At 42.5% G+C, this 16,117-nt stretch carries 14 protein-coding genes; 7 read left to right on the top strand and 7 right to left on the bottom strand.

What is annotated here, in order from left to right; translation table 11 throughout:
- Positions 1 to 149: 149 nt before the first annotated feature.
- Positions 150 to 998 carry a helix-turn-helix domain-containing protein gene (locus L0P89_RS08420; RefSeq protein WP_235267959.1) on the bottom strand — a complete coding sequence of 283 codons (849 nt, stop codon included), beginning with the start codon at positions 996 to 998 and terminating at the stop codon, positions 150 to 152.
- Positions 999 to 1,199: 201 nt separating this feature from the next.
- Between L0P89_RS08420 and L0P89_RS08415 the strand changes: the two genes are divergently transcribed.
- A complete protein-coding gene (locus L0P89_RS08415; protein ID WP_235267958.1) occupies positions 1,200 to 1,721 on the top strand; it encodes a PAS domain-containing protein in 522 nt (173 codons plus the stop codon).
- Here the strand turns inward: L0P89_RS08415 and pyk are convergent.
- The 5 genes from pyk to L0P89_RS08390 form a co-directional block, all read right to left on the bottom strand.
- A complete protein-coding gene (gene pyk / locus L0P89_RS08410) occupies positions 1,718 to 3,160 on the bottom strand; it encodes a pyruvate kinase (protein ID WP_235267957.1) in 1,443 nt (480 codons plus the stop codon). The two genes, L0P89_RS08415 and pyk, sit on opposite strands and share 4 nt — an antisense overlap.
- A gap of 2 nt (positions 3,161 to 3,162) precedes the next feature.
- Complete coding sequence (locus L0P89_RS08405) at positions 3,163 to 3,627, bottom strand: IPExxxVDY family protein (protein ID WP_235267956.1); 465 nt, start codon at positions 3,625 to 3,627, stop codon at positions 3,163 to 3,165.
- A gap of 107 nt (positions 3,628 to 3,734) precedes the next feature.
- Positions 3,735 to 4,478: a ribonuclease III gene (rnc, locus tag L0P89_RS08400; RefSeq protein WP_235267955.1), complete on the bottom strand. Its 744-nt coding sequence runs from the start codon at positions 4,476 to 4,478 to the stop codon at positions 3,735 to 3,737.
- Between the two features lie 7 nt (positions 4,479 to 4,485).
- Entirely contained in the window at positions 4,486 to 5,736 is a 1,251-nt protein-coding gene (fabF, locus tag L0P89_RS08395) for a beta-ketoacyl-ACP synthase II (protein WP_235267954.1), read from the bottom strand.
- 100 nt (positions 5,737 to 5,836) lie between these two features.
- The gene (locus tag L0P89_RS08390) at positions 5,837 to 6,070 is read right to left on the bottom strand and encodes an acyl carrier protein (protein WP_010519573.1); all 234 of its coding nucleotides are present in this window, start codon (positions 6,068 to 6,070) and stop codon (positions 5,837 to 5,839) included.
- Between the two features lie 158 nt (positions 6,071 to 6,228).
- Here L0P89_RS08390 and purN point away from each other — a divergent pair, with 158 nt between their 5' ends.
- Genes purN through L0P89_RS08370 form a run of 4 tightly spaced genes read left to right on the top strand, consistent with a single transcriptional unit; the run spans position 6,229 to position 10,331 of the window.
- The gene (purN, locus tag L0P89_RS08385) at positions 6,229 to 6,798 is read left to right on the top strand and encodes a phosphoribosylglycinamide formyltransferase (RefSeq protein WP_235267953.1); all 570 of its coding nucleotides are present in this window, start codon (positions 6,229 to 6,231) and stop codon (positions 6,796 to 6,798) included.
- On the top strand, positions 6,791 to 7,423 hold the full coding sequence (locus L0P89_RS08380; protein WP_235267952.1) for a viroplasmin family protein: 633 nt from the start codon (positions 6,791 to 6,793) through the stop codon (positions 7,421 to 7,423). Before purN ends, L0P89_RS08380 begins: the two co-directional genes overlap by 8 nt.
- A 27-nt stretch (positions 7,424 to 7,450) precedes the next feature.
- Entirely contained in the window at positions 7,451 to 8,392 is a 942-nt protein-coding gene (locus tag L0P89_RS08375) for a PfkB family carbohydrate kinase (RefSeq protein ID WP_235267951.1), read from the top strand.
- Positions 8,393 to 8,417: 25 nt separating this feature from the next.
- Complete coding sequence (locus L0P89_RS08370) at positions 8,418 to 10,331, top strand: amidophosphoribosyltransferase (protein ID WP_235267950.1); 1,914 nt, start codon at positions 8,418 to 8,420, stop codon at positions 10,329 to 10,331.
- Positions 10,332 to 10,986: 655 nt separating this feature from the next.
- On the opposite strand, the gene L0P89_RS08365 is transcribed toward L0P89_RS08370, so the two are convergent.
- Positions 10,987 to 11,595 carry a superoxide dismutase gene (locus L0P89_RS08365; RefSeq protein WP_235267949.1) on the bottom strand — a complete coding sequence of 203 codons (609 nt, stop codon included), beginning with the start codon at positions 11,593 to 11,595 and terminating at the stop codon, positions 10,987 to 10,989.
- Positions 11,596 to 11,712: 117 nt separating this feature from the next.
- Here L0P89_RS08365 and L0P89_RS08360 point away from each other — a divergent pair, with 117 nt between their 5' ends.
- Positions 11,713 to 14,805: a UvrD-helicase domain-containing protein gene (locus tag L0P89_RS08360; RefSeq protein ID WP_235267948.1), complete on the top strand. Its 3,093-nt coding sequence runs from the start codon at positions 11,713 to 11,715 to the stop codon at positions 14,803 to 14,805.
- A gap of 13 nt (positions 14,806 to 14,818) precedes the next feature.
- On the top strand, positions 14,819 to 16,012 hold the full coding sequence (kbl, locus tag L0P89_RS08355) for a glycine C-acetyltransferase (RefSeq protein ID WP_235267947.1): 1,194 nt from the start codon (positions 14,819 to 14,821) through the stop codon (positions 16,010 to 16,012).
- The last annotated feature ends 105 nt before the right edge of the window (positions 16,013 to 16,117 follow it).

Below are 16,117 nucleotides of genomic sequence, written 5' to 3'. Positions count from 1 at the left end.
GAGGCTTTATTTGTTCTGAAAATCTCAATGAGATTAAAAAGCGATCTCTGTGCGTTCATCATTCTTGTTTTTAAACTATGGCACAAAGATGTACTGAAATAGAAGGCAGGTGTTAGGAGCGATTTCCCGACCGCTTGTCAAAATTTCCCTTAGGCAGATAAATTCAGGCTTTCTCTATACTCTGAGGGAGTGGTTTGGGTCATCTTTCTGAAAAATCGGCTAAAATGGGCCGGGTCGTTGAACCCAAGTTCATAGGCGATTTCTTGGTTTTGTTTATCGGTAAAGTGAATCAATCGTTTGGCCTCAAGTGCCAATCGTTCAAGAATGATCTGCTGTGGCGTTTTCTGGTTATAGATTGCAAAAAGATTGGAGAGTGTCTTCGGCGACTTATATAACATATCGGCATATTCGCCCACTTTTCTTTTTGTCTTATAATGTACGTCGACCAAAAAATTGAATTTTCTAATAATATCGATTTGGTCGTTGTTGAGTTCTTTAACGATAAGCTGTTCTTTCGCCAGTCTCGTGCACATTATGATAAGACGCTTAAGCAACATCTGCAGCATATCGCCCTGAATTTTATCTGAGGTCATAAACTCTTCCATGAAGATCTCATACAATAAATTGAAGCGTTGTCGCTGCGCTTCTGGAATGGTGACTATCGGTATGTCTTGGGTGCCAAAAAAGAGTATGCCGTTGCACGAGACCTCACTATCATGGTCATTGATACAATAAAATTCACGATTGAAGACGAATGCGGCAATTGGCTGTTTTGTGCGTTCAAATGATACATGCTGCAGGTAGGTCAGTGTGACCAACTGCCTTGGTTGCAGCACAATCTCTTGGCCATCCAAAGAGAAGGAGACGGGTTGGTCTTGACGGTTCCAAAGAAACTTAATGGTGTCTTTGGTAATGGTAAAGGCGTTTTGGTCTTTTTTGATGTTGTCGGTAAACCCTAGAAGGGCCCCAATTTTAGAATCGCGATATTCAAATTTCATATGATGATGACCTGTTTCTTATATATTGTTCTATTTTTTTGTTTATCCTTACACCCTATGATTCTCCCTAAACCAGATAATCGTTGAACAAAAAGGTTAATACGGCCCAAATATTTATTCATCCTCAGTGTTTTTTGTAGTATTGATACCATAATAGAAGGTATTTATTACAGATAATCTGAATATCCCAATTTTTGGAAGATGAAAGAATTTGAAGTCTATGATTCTGCGGCACAACGATTTTATGATACACTAACGATCAAAAGCCCTCCCTTGGCCTCTTGGGATTTCTATGCCATGCATTTCGATACTATCTGTAATAATTATCTAGACATCTCTCTTTTGAAAAACATTGCAAAAAGGAATAAGTGGAGCGCATCGCAACCTTTTGAAGACCATTTGCTCAATGACGGTCTTGTAATCGTGGTCACCGATGCACAATTGCGAATTGTTCATGCAACCCATAATATTTTCTCCATGACCGGTTATAGCCCCGAAGAAATTTTGGGCAAACGACCCAAAATCTTTCAAGGCAAGGATACCTGCCAAAAAACATCAAAAAGAATCGGGGAAGCTATAAAGAAAAGAGAGCCTTTTGAAGAGACCATACTAAATTATAGAAAAGACGGAAGCACGTACAACTGTCGAATTCTTGCAGAACCGATCTATAACACCTCGGGCGATGTGATCAACTTCATTGCCTACGAAAAAGAAGTAGCCTAAAAACTACAGGTCTCTATTTCTGTGACCCGTAAGGTATTCACCATTCCTTTATCTTTTATGGGCATGGCTGCAAGGCTAATGAGCATATCGCCCACATCTAAAAACCCTTTTTTACAGGCAATGGCGTTCACATCTTCAATGGTCTCATCGGTAGAGACATATCTATCATAATAAAAGGCCTTGACCCCCCATAACAAGTTTAATTGTGTAAGTATTCGTTTGTTTGAAGTGAAGACCAGTATATGGGCGCTTGGCCGCCAAGCTGAGATTTGAAAAGCCGTATAGCCACTATTGGTAAGGGTAGAAATAGCTTTGGCCTGTATCTCATTGGCCATTAAAGCTGCATGATAGCAGACCGATTTGGTGATGTACCTCTTGGTTCGAATATGGGGCGGATTTTGAGGAACCGTTATCAAACTTGACCCTTCGACGCTTTTTAAGATACTGGTCATCTTCTCGATTACCTGAATCGGATAGTTGCCCACCGAGGTTTCTCCTGAAAGCATTACGGCATCGGCCCCATCCATGACCGAGTTGGCCACATCATTTACTTCGGCCCTGGTAGGGGTGAGGCTCGTGATCATGGTTTCCATCATCTGGGTAGCGATGATTACGGGTATTCTCGCCTTTTTGGCACGCAATACCAGTTTCTTTTGAATCAGCGGTACTTCTTGGGCAGGAATTTCGACGCCCAAATCGCCACGGGCAACCATCATTCCATCACAATAGGCGACTATCTTATCAATATTTTCGACTGCCTCCGGCTTTTCGATCTTGGCAATGATAGGTATTTTATGTTCTGAATGCTCTTTAACAAGATTCTGTAGATCGATAAGGTCTTGACTATGGCGAACGAATGAAAGGGCGATCCAATCAACCTCTTGCTTGACGGCAAAAATGGCATCTTTGATATCTTTTTCGGTCAACGCCGGAAGTGAGATGTTCGTATTGGGTAAATTGACCCCCTTTTTTGACTTCAATGGCCCCCCTTGAACAACCTTGGCCTTCACTTCATCTTTTGAGTTTGACGATAGCACCTCGAAAATCAGTTTGCCATCATCAAGAAGAATTCGCTCACCGGGCTTTACATCTTTGGGAAAGTTTTTATAGTTCATGTATACCCGCTCAGCATTTCCCTCAAAGGGTTCTCCGGTAACAAAAGAAATTTCATCGTCGGGTGCCACGACAACCTCACCGCCCATGACCCCCACCCTGAGCTTCGGACCCTGTAGATCTGCCAAAATGGCGGTATTTGTACCGAGTTCTTTATTCAGATCTCGGATCAGGTCGATACGTTCGACCACGTCATCATAATTCGCATGTGAAAAATTGATGCGAAAGACATCTACCCCAGCCTCTATCATACTCTTAAGCGTTTCACGCCTATTCGTAGCGGGCCCTAAAGTGGCCACAATCTTGGTCTTTTTCTTGGTCGGCATTTTCAAAAAATTAGGTTTGCCTTAGACTTTAACATATCGGCCTCTAGCCCATAGGCCATGACCACGCCCGAAATTAAATTGATGCTCTGCGCCATTTGCGCAATTTTTGAGTCTTGATCTGTACAGATCTTCAAAAAGTAATCAACTTCTTTTCGCTCTTGCACCAAATAATATGCTCTCATAGACGTATCAAACTCGAAAAGGCCATCAGACCTTTGACTTTCATCGATTCTACACTTGTTCCCAAATAAGACGTACTCACAATCACTCACTTCATCATGCCAATCAAAAACAGGAAAAGATATGCCATTGTTGAGTTGCCGGTCTTTTTGATTTCGCTGCAAACGAAGTCCCTGATGCTTGTTGAGCGCATAAGCCAACGTATAGTCGTTCAAACTGCTATGAATAGCAATAAGGTCGAATGAATCGTAGAACAGCTCAGCCGATATCTTGTGGGTTGTCAACATTAAATCAAAGCGAATTGTAAATATAAAGCTATTGAGACAACTTCCCTAGAAGATAACGTTAGTTTAAACCATAGAAGCGTTACGAAAACGTTTGCGTTTTACTTATTTCATGATTGAGCCGCTTCAATTTTGTTCTGTAGTGCAAAGTAGGCACGCTTTGATGCTTTTTCTTCTGCTTTTTTCTTTGAGGTGGCCCTTGCCTTGGCCGCTATTTTGTCTTCTATTGAAAGTTTAACCGCAAAATGTTTCAACTCATCATTGCCCGTGTCTTCATAGACATCGTAATGGAAATTCTTTTTTTGCTTCTGACACCATTCAATGACCAAGCTCTTATAGCTAATGACCTTTCCTTCCAATTGTTCAATATCAACATAAGGTTCAATGACCCTTTCATGAATAAACTTCTCACAGTAGTGATATCCACGGTCTAAATAGATGGCTCCGACCACTGCTTCAAACACATTGCCATGTATGTTTTCACCAAAATGTGATTTCGGTATTCTACTTTCTACATGTTTGAGCAAGTTGAGGTCTTTGCCCAATTCATTTAAGTGTTTTCGACTGACGATCTTTGAGCGCATTTTGGTCAGATAGCCCTCATCTCCATTGGGAACTTCACTGTATAGGTGTTTTGAGATGATGGTGCCCAGCATCGCATCGCCCAAAAACTCGAGGCGTTCATAGTTCAAGGGGTTGCCATCAACATCCCTTTTATTCAAAGATCGGTGTAAAAAGGCCTTTTTGTAGATACCGATATCCTTTGGTTTAAAACCAAGAATTTTTTTCATTCCCAAAAAAAAATCCCCGTCCGATTTCGGAAGGGAATTAAATATTTTGGGCGAAAACTTCATTGTTTTCTCAACTTATTTTCTTGAAAAGCACGCAGGCATTATGCCCTCCAAAACCAAAGGTGTTGCTCATCGCTATATTAACCTCCCGTGCTTGCGCCTTGTTCAAGGTAAGGTTGAACTTGGGATCGATGTTCTCATCGACCACACTATGGTTAATGGTAGGTGGTACCAGACTATGCTCTATGGCCAATATCGACGCTATTGCCTCAATTGCACCGGCAGCCCCTAAAAGGTGCCCGGTCATAGACTTGGTAGAGTTAATGTTGATATTGTGCACATGGTCGCCAAACACTTTTGATATTGCTTTTAGCTCTGCCACATCGCCCAAGGGTGTCGAGGTCCCATGGGTGTTGATGGCATCTACTTCTTCAGGTTTGACGCCAGCATTTTCAAGGCAGTTCTCCATCACCTTCACCACTCCGATGCCTTCAGGATGTGGTGCCGTCATATGGTAGGCATCGCTTGAAAGCCCGCCACCGATTACCTCTGCATAAATTTTCGCTCCCCTGGCCTTGGCATGCTCATATTCTTCAAGAATCAAAGCGCCAGCTCCCTCGCCAAGAACAAACCCGTCACGAGTGGCATCAAAGGGTCTTGAGGCGGTCTCGGGACTATCGTTTCTTGTAGAAAGGGCATGCATGGCATTGAAACCGCCCATACCCGCTATGGTCACTGCAGCTTCACTACCTCCTGTCACCACAACTTGACAATGGCCCAAACGTATGTAGTTCAGGGCATCGATCATAGCATTCGCTGAAGAAGCACAGGCAGAGACCGTCGTATAGTTCGGGCCCATGAAACCATATTTGATGGAAATATTGCCAGGTGCAATGTCCGCAATCATCTTAGGGATAAAGAAAGGGTTGAATCTTGGGGTACCGTCACCTTTGGCATACCCAATGACTTCATCTTGAAAGGTTTCAAGCCCTCCAATACCTGCTCCCCAAACAACACCGACTCTGAATTTGTCCAATTTATCGAGGTCAAGACCTGAATCTTTTATTGCCTCTTCTGAAGAAACCAGTGCATATTGGGCAAATCTATCAAGTTTTCGGGCCTCCTTTCTGTCAAAATGGTCTTGTGGGTTATACCCCTTTAGTTCACAGGCAAATTTGGTTTTGAACTTTTCCGTGTCAAAATATGTGATCAGGGCAGAACCGCTTTTTCCATTTTTTAATCCGTCCCAATAGGCATCAATATTGTTGCCAATCGGGGTCAAGGCTCCCAAACCGGTAACTACAACTCGCTTTAACTGCATTGAACTGATTTTTGACCTATTCAGCCTTAAATTAAAAAAAATTATCCATGTGGTTCAATTACCACATGGATAATCTAAAATCTTAGTAAGATATCATAAATTACTTTGCTTCTTCTATATAGCTTATGGCCTGACCGACCGTAGCAATGTTTTCAGCCTGATCATCAGGAATTTGGATGTCGAATTCCTTCTCAAACTCCATGATAAGCTCAACAGTGTCCAAAGAATCTGCACCCAAATCGTTGGTAAAGCTTGCTTCAGGTACTACTTCATTTTCGTCAACACCGAGTTTATCAACGATAATGGCCTTAACTCTTGATGCAATGTCTGACATAGTTATATCGGTTTTTAAATTTAAATCGTTGGCAAAAATAGTAAACTTTGGTTTAAATACACTATTCGGCGATAAAATGTGCTGTAAATTACTGGGTTAAATTCTTTGCCCTTAACTTAGCGGCCCGTTGAAGACACCTATAGTTATCTTGTCTTAGCATGAAAAAACTTATCATCTTGGCATCTGGCTCTGGCTCAAATGCAGAAAACATCATTACGTATTTCAATTCAGGAAATCTTGCGAAAGTTTCATTGGTGTTGACCAATAAATCTGATGCCAAAGTGCTGCAAAGGTGTGAGCGGTTAAATATTCCGGCTTTTTATTTCAACAAGGCCGCCTTTCAATACGGTACATTGTTGAGCCTGCTCAGACATGAAAATCCCGACCTTATCCTTCTGGCAGGTTTTCTTTGGAAAATACCTTCCTCTTTCGTAGAGGCCTTCCCCAATAAAATCATCAACATTCATCCGGCATTGCTTCCCAAATACGGAGGTAAGGGCATGTACGGAAACAGGGTACATGAAGCCGTAAGGGCAAATTCAGAAAAAGAAACCGGCATCACTATCCATTACGTGAACGAACACTATGATGAAGGGGCGATCATCCATCAAGAAAAAGTAGCGCTCAACAGTGAAGACAGTATAGAGAGCATAGCAAAGAAAGTACATGAACTGGAGTACGAGCACTACCCGAAAGTTATTGAAAAACTGTTGCTGGGCGATGGCTAAGAAGAAGTTTTATGTCGTTTGGAAGGGGAAGCGCCCCGGAATCTATGAGTCTTGGGAAGATTGCAAGGCCCAGATCGAAGGCTTCAAGGGCGCACAGTATAAATCTTTTTCCACCTTTCAGGAAGCCAAAAAAGCATTCAACGGCAACTATCTCGAATACAAAGGAAAGAAAGTGGGTAAACCAAGACTTACTCCAGAAGAACTTTTAAAAATCGGCGAGCCAAACTATCACTCTATTGCAGTTGATGCCGCCTCAAGTGGCAATCCTGGCAAAATGGAGTATCAAGGGGTCGATACACGTACCAAAAAGGTGTTGTTCAAGCAAGGGCCTTTTACCGAGGGCACCAGTAATATCGGTGAGTTTCTGGCCCTAGTGCATGGCCTGGCCTTTTTAAAGCAAAAAAAGAGTGATCGTTTACTTTATTCCGATTCCCGTATTGCCATAGGTTGGGTTCAAAAGAAAAAATGTGGCACCAAGCTTCAACAAAACAAAAAGAACAAGAAATTGTTTGAGCTTATTGAACGCGCTGAACACTGGCTAAAGTCCAATCGATACAATACGCCGATCGTCAAGTGGGAGACCAGGGCATGGGGTGAGATTCCTGCAGACTTTGGCCGAAAATAATTGTATCTTTGCACCAAAATTTGCTAAATGGGCAAACTCTTGATTGTGGGCACCATAGCCTTTGATGCCATTGAAACCCCTTTTGGAAAAACGGACAAGATTTTAGGTGGCGCGGCCACTTTCATAGGTATGGCCGCCTCGCAATTTAAGGTTGAATCGGGCATTGTCTCGGTAGTGGGTGACGATCTACCTGAAGACTATTTACAGCTTTTGAGGGACAAAAATATAGACCTTTCAGGTGTTGAAATCGTGAAAGGCGGTAAGACGTTCTTTTGGAAAGGAAAATACCGGAATGACCTTAACACACGAGATACTCTGGTGACGGAACTCAACACCCTCGCTAATTTCGATCCACTTGTGCCCAAAACATTCAAGAATGCCGATGTAGTGATGTTGGGCAATCTTCATCCTGATATTCAGATGAGTGTCATTGACCAAATGTCTGAACGGCCCAAACTTATCGTTCTAGATACCATGAACTTTTGGATGGACAACACGTGGGATGAACTCATGGAGGTGATAGCCAAAATCGATGTCATTACCATCAATGACGAGGAAGCACGGCAATTGACACATGAACACTCATTGGTCAAGGCAGCCTCAAAAATACAGGCCATGGGCCCAAAATATGTGGTCATCAAAAAGGGAGAGCACGGTGCGCTCCTGTTTCATCAAGATCATATCTTTTTTGCCCCTGCATTGCCAATTAAAGAGGTCTTCGACCCAACAGGTGCCGGTGACACCTTTGCCGGGGGCTTTGTCGGGTATCTCGCCGAAACAAAGAACATAACGTTTGAGAATTTGAAGAACGCCGTTATACATGGATCGAACCTTGCCTCTTTCTGTGTAGAAAAGTTCGGTGTCGACCGTATGTTGCACTTGCAAAAGAAAGAAGTCAACGACCGACTATTGCAATTTAAAGAATTGACCCAATTTAATATTGAACTAAAACAACCCCAAACCCTGTGATCAATGGGTTTCATATTTTTGTGAGATGAGTGATGCTATCAAGCACGAATGCGGGATTTCGCTGATACGGCTGCTAAAACCCTTAGAATATTACCAAGAAAAATACGGGTCGGCTTTTTACGGTGTCAACAAGATGTACCTGATGATGGAAAAACAGCACAACCGAGGCCAAGATGGTGCCGGTTTTGCCAGCATCAAACTGAACATGGCCCCTGGTGAGCGATATATGAGCAGGGTACGATCGGCCGAAGCGCAGCCCATTCAAGATATTTTTGATCAAATCAATGCAAGGGTCAATTCGGTCATTTCTGAAAACGTTGACAAAACCTCTGATGTGGCCTGGCAGAAAAAAAACATTCCCTATATCGGCGAACTACTTTTGGGACACGTACGGTATGGTACCTTTGGCAAAAACAGCATCGAAAGTGTACACCCTTTTTTAAGGCAGAACAATTGGATGCACCGTAACCTCATCGTGGCCGGTAATTTCAATATGACCAATGTGGATGAACTCTTTGGAAATTTGGTCGAACTGGGGCAACACCCAAAAGAAATGGTAGACACCGTCACGGTTATGGAAAAAATCGGTCATTTTTTAGACGATGCCGTGGCAAAGCTTTACAAAGAAATCAAAAAAGAAGGTTTCAACAAGCGAGAAGCTTCCCCGATGATCGCCAAAAGGTTAAATGTGGCCAAAGTATTGAAAAAGTCTTCCAAAAACTGGGATGGCGGTTACACTATGGCTGGGCTTTTAGGCCACGGCGATGCCTTTGTGTTGAGGGATCCGGCGGGCATTCGGCCAGCTTATCACTATCAAGATGACGAAATTGTCGTGGTGGCTTCAGAACGGCCTGCCATTCAAACGGTTTTCAACGTTCCCTACGAAAGCGTAAAAGAACTCGATCCAGGGCACGCCGTTATCATCAAAAAGAATGGCTCCACATCCATCAGGGAAATCATTCGGCCCGTAGAAAAAAAATCATGTTCATTCGAGCGTATTTACTTCTCTAGGGGCAGTGACAAAGAAATCTATGGAGAGCGTAAAAAATTGGGACAGTTATTGTTTCCCCAAATATTGCAGGCGGTTGACGGCGACTTGTTGAACACCGTGTTCTCATATATTCCAAATACGGCTGAAACTTCCTTTTTCGGAATGGTGAAAGAGGCACAAAACTATTTGAACAAAAAAAAGGAAGAACAGATTTTGGCCTTGGGCCAGGATATTACCAAAGAGCAACTGCACAAAATTCTTGATATTCGGCCAAGAATCGAAAAAGTGGCCATAAAAGATGCCAAGCTCAGAACGTTTATCACCCAAGACAGCAGTAGGGATGATTTGGTTGCCCACGTTTATGATGTCACCTACGGATCGGTCAAAAAGTCTGACAACCTCGTTATTATTGATGATAGTATTGTTCGGGGCACCACATTGAAAAAGAGTATTCTTAAGATGTTGGACAGATTGAATCCGAAAAAGATAATCGTGGTTTCTTCGGCTCCCCAGATTCGATATCCTGATTGCTATGGCATCGACATGGCCAAGCTCGAAGATTTCGTGGCCTTTAGGGCTGCACTTGCCCTACACAAAGAGCAGGGTACGATGCATATTGTGGATGACATTTATTACAAATGTAAAGAGCAGGTAAAATCTCCAAAAATTGAGCCCGTCAATTATGTGCAGGATTTCTATGCCCCGTTCACCGCTGGACAGATATCTGATAAGATAGCATCAATGCTAAGTCCGAAAGACGTACAGGCAGAAGTACAGATTATATATCAGACCATCGAAAACCTTCATGCCGCTTGCCCAAAGAATCTCGGTGATTGGTACTTTACCGGTGACTACCCTACCCCCGGGGGCAACAAAGTGGTCAATCGTGCTTTCGTGAATTTCTATGAAGGCAAAAACCAGCGTGCTTATTCACAGATTACCGTTTAACCAGAGAAGCATGCTTTTCATCGATGAAAACGGTGTTTTACCGTCTTTTTAGCCCTTAGGAGTAGCAGACTGTTAAATTAGTGCTTGCCATAGCATAAGTAGGTTAAGTTCATGGTAAGATTTGGGGCAAAAAAGGTGGAGACTTCTCCACCTTTTTTATATTCAGGCACTTCCTTTTAAAAATATCCGTAATCCTTTTCTTCATATTTTATAATCCCTTTGTTTTAATCGGGTATTTCAACCGATTAAAGGGGCATTCGTCTAAAAGCTTTTTCGGTTATAAGGGCTTGAAATACATTTGGAAAACCATAGCATAAGTAGGTTAAGTTCATGGTAAGATTTGGGGAAAGAAGGCGGAGCTAGCTCCGCCTTCTTTATGTTTGAAATTCAAGCCGTTAAACAAATTTTTCGATTGAATTTTCTGTCAGAATCTTACGGGAAGCTCAAAAAAATCATTAAATTTTCTTTGTTATTTTACACAATACCAGTAATTTAGTATTGCCATAGCATAAGTAGGTTAAGTTTATGGTAAGATTTGGGACGAAAAGGGTGGGGGCTTCCCCGCCCTTTTCTATTCTATGCTATTGAGCCATTCGCAATAAAAAAAGCGCACCGGTTTCGGCGCGCCTTTTCACTACATTTTTATAGAAATTTCCTATTTGTTCCCTGCATACCGTTTTGCGACCTCATCCCAGTTGATAACATTGAAAAAAGCTGAAATGTAATCGGGCCTTCGGTTCTGATAATTGAGATAGTAAGCATGTTCCCAGACATCCAATCCTAAAATTGGGTGGCCTTCACAGCCTATCTCGGGCATCAATGGGTTATCTTGGTTGGGGGTCGAACAAATCTCGAGTTTTCCGCCTTTATGAACGCACAGCCAAGCCCAGCCTGAGCCAAATCGACTTCCTGCCGCAGCACTGAATTTATCTTTGAACCCATCAAACGAGCCAAAGGCAACATCGATGGCAGTGGCCAACTCGCCCGAAGGGCTTCCTCCCCCATCGGGTGACATTATTTCCCAAAAAAGGCAGTGGTTGTAATAACCGCCGCCATTGTTTCGAACTGCGCCGTTCGACATATCTAAATTCTTCAAAAGATCTTCGATGGTCTTGTGTTCAAGATCGGTGCCACTAATCGCTCCGTTCAATTTTGTGGTATAGCCATTATGGTGCTTGGTATGGTGAATTTCCATAGTACGGGCATCGATATGTGGTTCCAAAGCATCATAGGCATAAGGCAAATTGGGTAATTCAAAAGCCATAATTTTTTCAGTTTTTACGTTAATAATGTTCTGCTTCAAAGGTACAATTTTAACAAATAAATTCCCATAATGTTATGTTAAGAAGCCAATAAGAATCAGTACTTTGCAAATAAAAACTTGTACGGCGAAACCTTTACGATCTTCAATGCTTCTGCAGGTTCTGGCAAGACGTATCAACTTGTCAAAAATTACCTGAAGCTGTTACTTGACCCAAATTCGAAAATCGACCACAGGCATCTATTGGCCATTACTTTCACAAACAAGGCTGTGGGCGAAATGAAAGAGCGGATTTTGGGTAACCTACAACTTTTTTCGCGCCTTTCAGATGTCAAAGAGAGTAGCATGGCAGAAGAACTCTGCAACGAACTTTCCTTGTCAAATGAAGAGCTCGTGCAACGTTCAAGGTCGTTGCTCAAGGTCATTTTGCACAACTATTCACTTTTCGAAATATCGACTATCGATCGGGTCACCCATAACATTATCAGAACCTTTGCACGCGACCTGAAAATATCGCAAAACTTTGAGGTCGTGCTCGATGTCGATTTATTGTTGGAAGAAGCCATAGCCCGCCTTCTGGACAGGGCAGGAACCGATCAGGGACTTACCCGATTTTTACTGGATTTTTCTTTTGAAAAAATCGAGGCGAACAAAAGTTGGAACATTTTCAAAGACTTGTTCGAAACCGGAAAACTGCTCTTTCAAGAAGTGCATTCGAAACACCTGAAACATTTGAAAGACAAGAATCTGGAAGATTTTTTGGCGTTGCAGAAAAAATTGAGGGCCGATATAAGGTCAAAGGAAATACAGATTAAGGAAACCGCCACTGAAGCGTTGCGCACCATTACCTCGAATGACCTTGGGTTTTCAGACTTCAAGGGTGGTTACTTTCCAAAGTTCATGCAAACCCTTAAAGACGAAAATTTCAATATCAACTTCGATGCATCTTGGAAGCAAAACTTTGAAGAAACAGCACTCTACAACAAAACGGCCACAGAGAAGATAAAAGAAAGGCTTGATGCCCTACACCCCAGATTCATCGAACTGTTCAACCATATCAGACAGACCTTTTGGTCAATGACGTTCTTACAAAACTGTTACAAGAACATCGTGCCAATGACAGTGCTGAACGAAATATCGAAAGAGGTCAAGGCAATATTGGCAGAGCGCGATCTATTGCCCATTTCTGAATTCAATACCATCATTGCCGACACCATCAAGAATGAACCCGTTCCCTTCATCTATGAGCGGCTGGGTGAAAAGTTCAGACATTATTTCATCGATGAGTTTCAAGATACTTCTGAAATGCAGTGGAAGAATCTTGTTCCGCTCATAGCCAATGCATTGGAAGGTATGAATGAAAAAGGGCAAAAAGGCTCATTGACCCTTTTGGGCGATGTAAAACAATCTATCTATCGATGGCGGGGCGGCGAGGCCGAGCAGTTCTTGAACCTTATCAACCTACAGGGCAGTCCGTTTGTAGTCGAGCCCTCGATAGAGCCCCTGGCCTCGAATTGGCGAAGCCATGAACAAATCATCAAGCTGAACAATTCGTTTTTTTCACACATTTCAAGGTTTCTCCACAACGAAACCTATCAGCGGCTCTATTCTGAAGGTTCCCGACAAAAAATTCGATCTAAAAAGGGTGGCTTTGTCGAAATCTCCTTTTTGGAAAAAAATGAGGCAGAAGACGAATACTGCAAAAAGGTAATCGACATTGTTCAAAATGCCATCCAAAAAAAGTACGGTTACGGCGACATTTGCATTCTGGTCCGCGATAACCAAAAAGCCGCCTCGATGGCCAATTTTCTAAAACAGCAGAATGTGCCATTGCTGTCGCCAGATTCGCTTTTGCTCAAAAACAATGAGACCATCACTTTTCTTTTGGCACTGTTGACATGGCTCGAAAATTCAGGTGACCAAGAAGCTTCCTTTGAAATTTTGAAATTTCTTTTGCGAGAAGAAGATAATTTGCACGAATCCATCACACAACGTTTAGGCTCGCTCACAGAGTACCTATCAGGGAGCTTTGGGTTTGATCGTAATGGCCTACACTCGAAAACGGTTTATGATATTTTAGAATTGGCTATTGCCAAATTCGACCTTTGGGGCCATTCAGATGCCTATATTTTCACATTGTTGGATGAGGCTTTTTCGGTTCAGCAAAATGAGGGCTCGCAAATTCTTTCTTTTTTGGAATACTGGCGTCTCAATGAAAACAAGATCAGCCTTTCTACCCCTGAGGGTATTGATGCCGTTCAGATTATGACCGTTCATAAAGCAAAGGGACTTGAGTTTGAACTGGTCATTTTTCCATACGCCGATTCAAAATTGGTCGATACCAAGCCAAAGAAATTATGGATGCCGGTGAATACCGGTGACTTTTTGGGTTTCGACCGTGTTTTATTGAATTCGAACAAGAAAATGGCACATATGGGCAACCCGATCGCAACATTGTACCAAGAAGAACTTGAAAAAGCCCAACTCGATGCCTTCAACGTGCTCTATGTGGCCATGACCAGGGCAATAAATGCGTTGTATATACTTTGCCCTCTAGGGGTCTCCTCAAAACCGGACAATTATTCCGGACTTTTCAAGGATTATCTTTTGGAAAAAGGCCTTTGGCAAGATGGACGGTTGCAATATAGCTTTGGAAGTCTTACCGAAAAGACGGAAAGAGTGGTAGACAGAATTCCTGACACTGTTGCCATGCGGCCCACTGCCATAGAGCATTCAAATTTGAAAATAGCAGTTTCAAATCGTGCATTCATGTCTGCCGAAAGAAAAGAAGCCATCTCAAAAGGTAATCTTGTTCATGACGTTTTAAGTCAGATCAAGTATGGCAAAGATGTGCCCCAAGCTTTGGCCAACATGGCATCTCAGCATACGCTTGCTGAAGAAGAACTGGTGTATTTACAGAAAAAGTTGGACGATGTGGTGCAACGTCCTGAATTATCACCCTTCTTTTCAGAAGACAATGATGTCTTCAATGAACAAGAAATCATTACCGCCGAGGGAAATCTTCTGCGCCCAGATAGGATCGTGATAAAGAAAAACAAGGTGTCGTTGATCGACTATAAGACCGGGAGTCCCTCACCAAAACATCAAATCCAGTTAAATGAATACGCAAAAGCATTGACAGAAATGGGCCTGATAATCGAAAAGAAAGTACTGTTATATATAAATGATACGATAACACCGATATTTGTCTAAAACCATAAAATCTATGTACGGAAAAATAAAGGAACATCTTCAAAACGAACTTGAAGAAATCAAGAAAGCCGGACTGTTCAAAAAAGAGCGCATCATTGCGACACCCCAAGATGCTGTCATCAAGATTTCCACGGGTCAAGAAGTCATCAATTTCTGCGCCAACAACTATTTGGGGCTATCATCGCACCCAGAGGTCATCGCTGCGGCAAAGAAAACGCTTGACACACATGGTTTCGGCATGTCATCAGTACGTTTTATCTGCGGGACCCAAGATATACACAAAGAGCTGGAGGCCAAAATCGCACAATTTTACGGTACTGAAGATACCATATTATATGCTGCGGCCTTTGATGCCAATGGGGGGGTATTTGAGCCACTGCTCACTGCTGAAGATGCCATCATATCAGATTCGTTGAACCATGCCTCCATTATCGATGGGGTTCGGCTCTGCAAGGCCAAGCGTTATCGTTATGCCAATAGTGACATGGCCGACCTTGAAAAACAACTGCAACAGGCCGTTGATGACGGAGCCAGGTTTAAAATAATCGTGACCGATGGTGTTTTTTCAATGGACGGATTATTGGCGCCTTTGGATAGAATCTGCGACCTGTCTGAACAATATGATGCACTGGTCATGATCGATGAGTGCCATGCGGCCGGATTTATTGGGGAGACCGGAAGAGGAACCTTGGAAGAAAAAGGCGTGATGAATCGTATAGACATCATCACCGGTACGCTGGGAAAAGCCCTTGGGGGTGCAATGGGCGGTTATACCACTGGTAAAAAGGAAATCATCGAAATGCTCCGTCAGCGTTCAAGACCTTACCTATTCTCAAATTCACTTGCCCCGGCCATAGTAGGTGCCTCTATTAAGGTATTCGATATGCTTGAAAATGATACCCAACTGCGCGATACCTTGCAAGAAAACACAGAATATTTCAAAAAAGGCCTGAAATCAGCCGGTTTTGATATCATCGATGGTGATTCTGCCATTGTGCCGGTAATGCTCTACGATGCCAAACTATCGCAAAAAATGGCCGATATGCTACTCGAAAAGGGCATCTATGTCATAGGGTTCTTCTATCCCGTTGTGCCCAAGGGCAAAGCTCGAATTCGTGTACAATTATCGGCAGCACATAAAAAGGAACATCTTGATAAAGCGATCGATGCATTTATTGAAGTTGGAAAGGAATTAAATATCGTTTAAGTGCGCAAATTTTTCCATGAAATGCAGGAAAAAAAATAAGTGATTGATTTTGTTAATAGTTTTTAACAACTTACATTTGCAGCTGATAAACACTTAAACTTAAAA

The sequence above is a fragment of the Muricauda sp. SCSIO 65647 genome, from assembly GCF_021534965.1.
Taxonomy (GTDB): domain Bacteria; phylum Bacteroidota; class Bacteroidia; order Flavobacteriales; family Flavobacteriaceae; genus Flagellimonas_A.
Note: the sequence above shows the minus strand (reverse complement) of the source record. Positions and strands in the feature narration are given on the sequence as shown.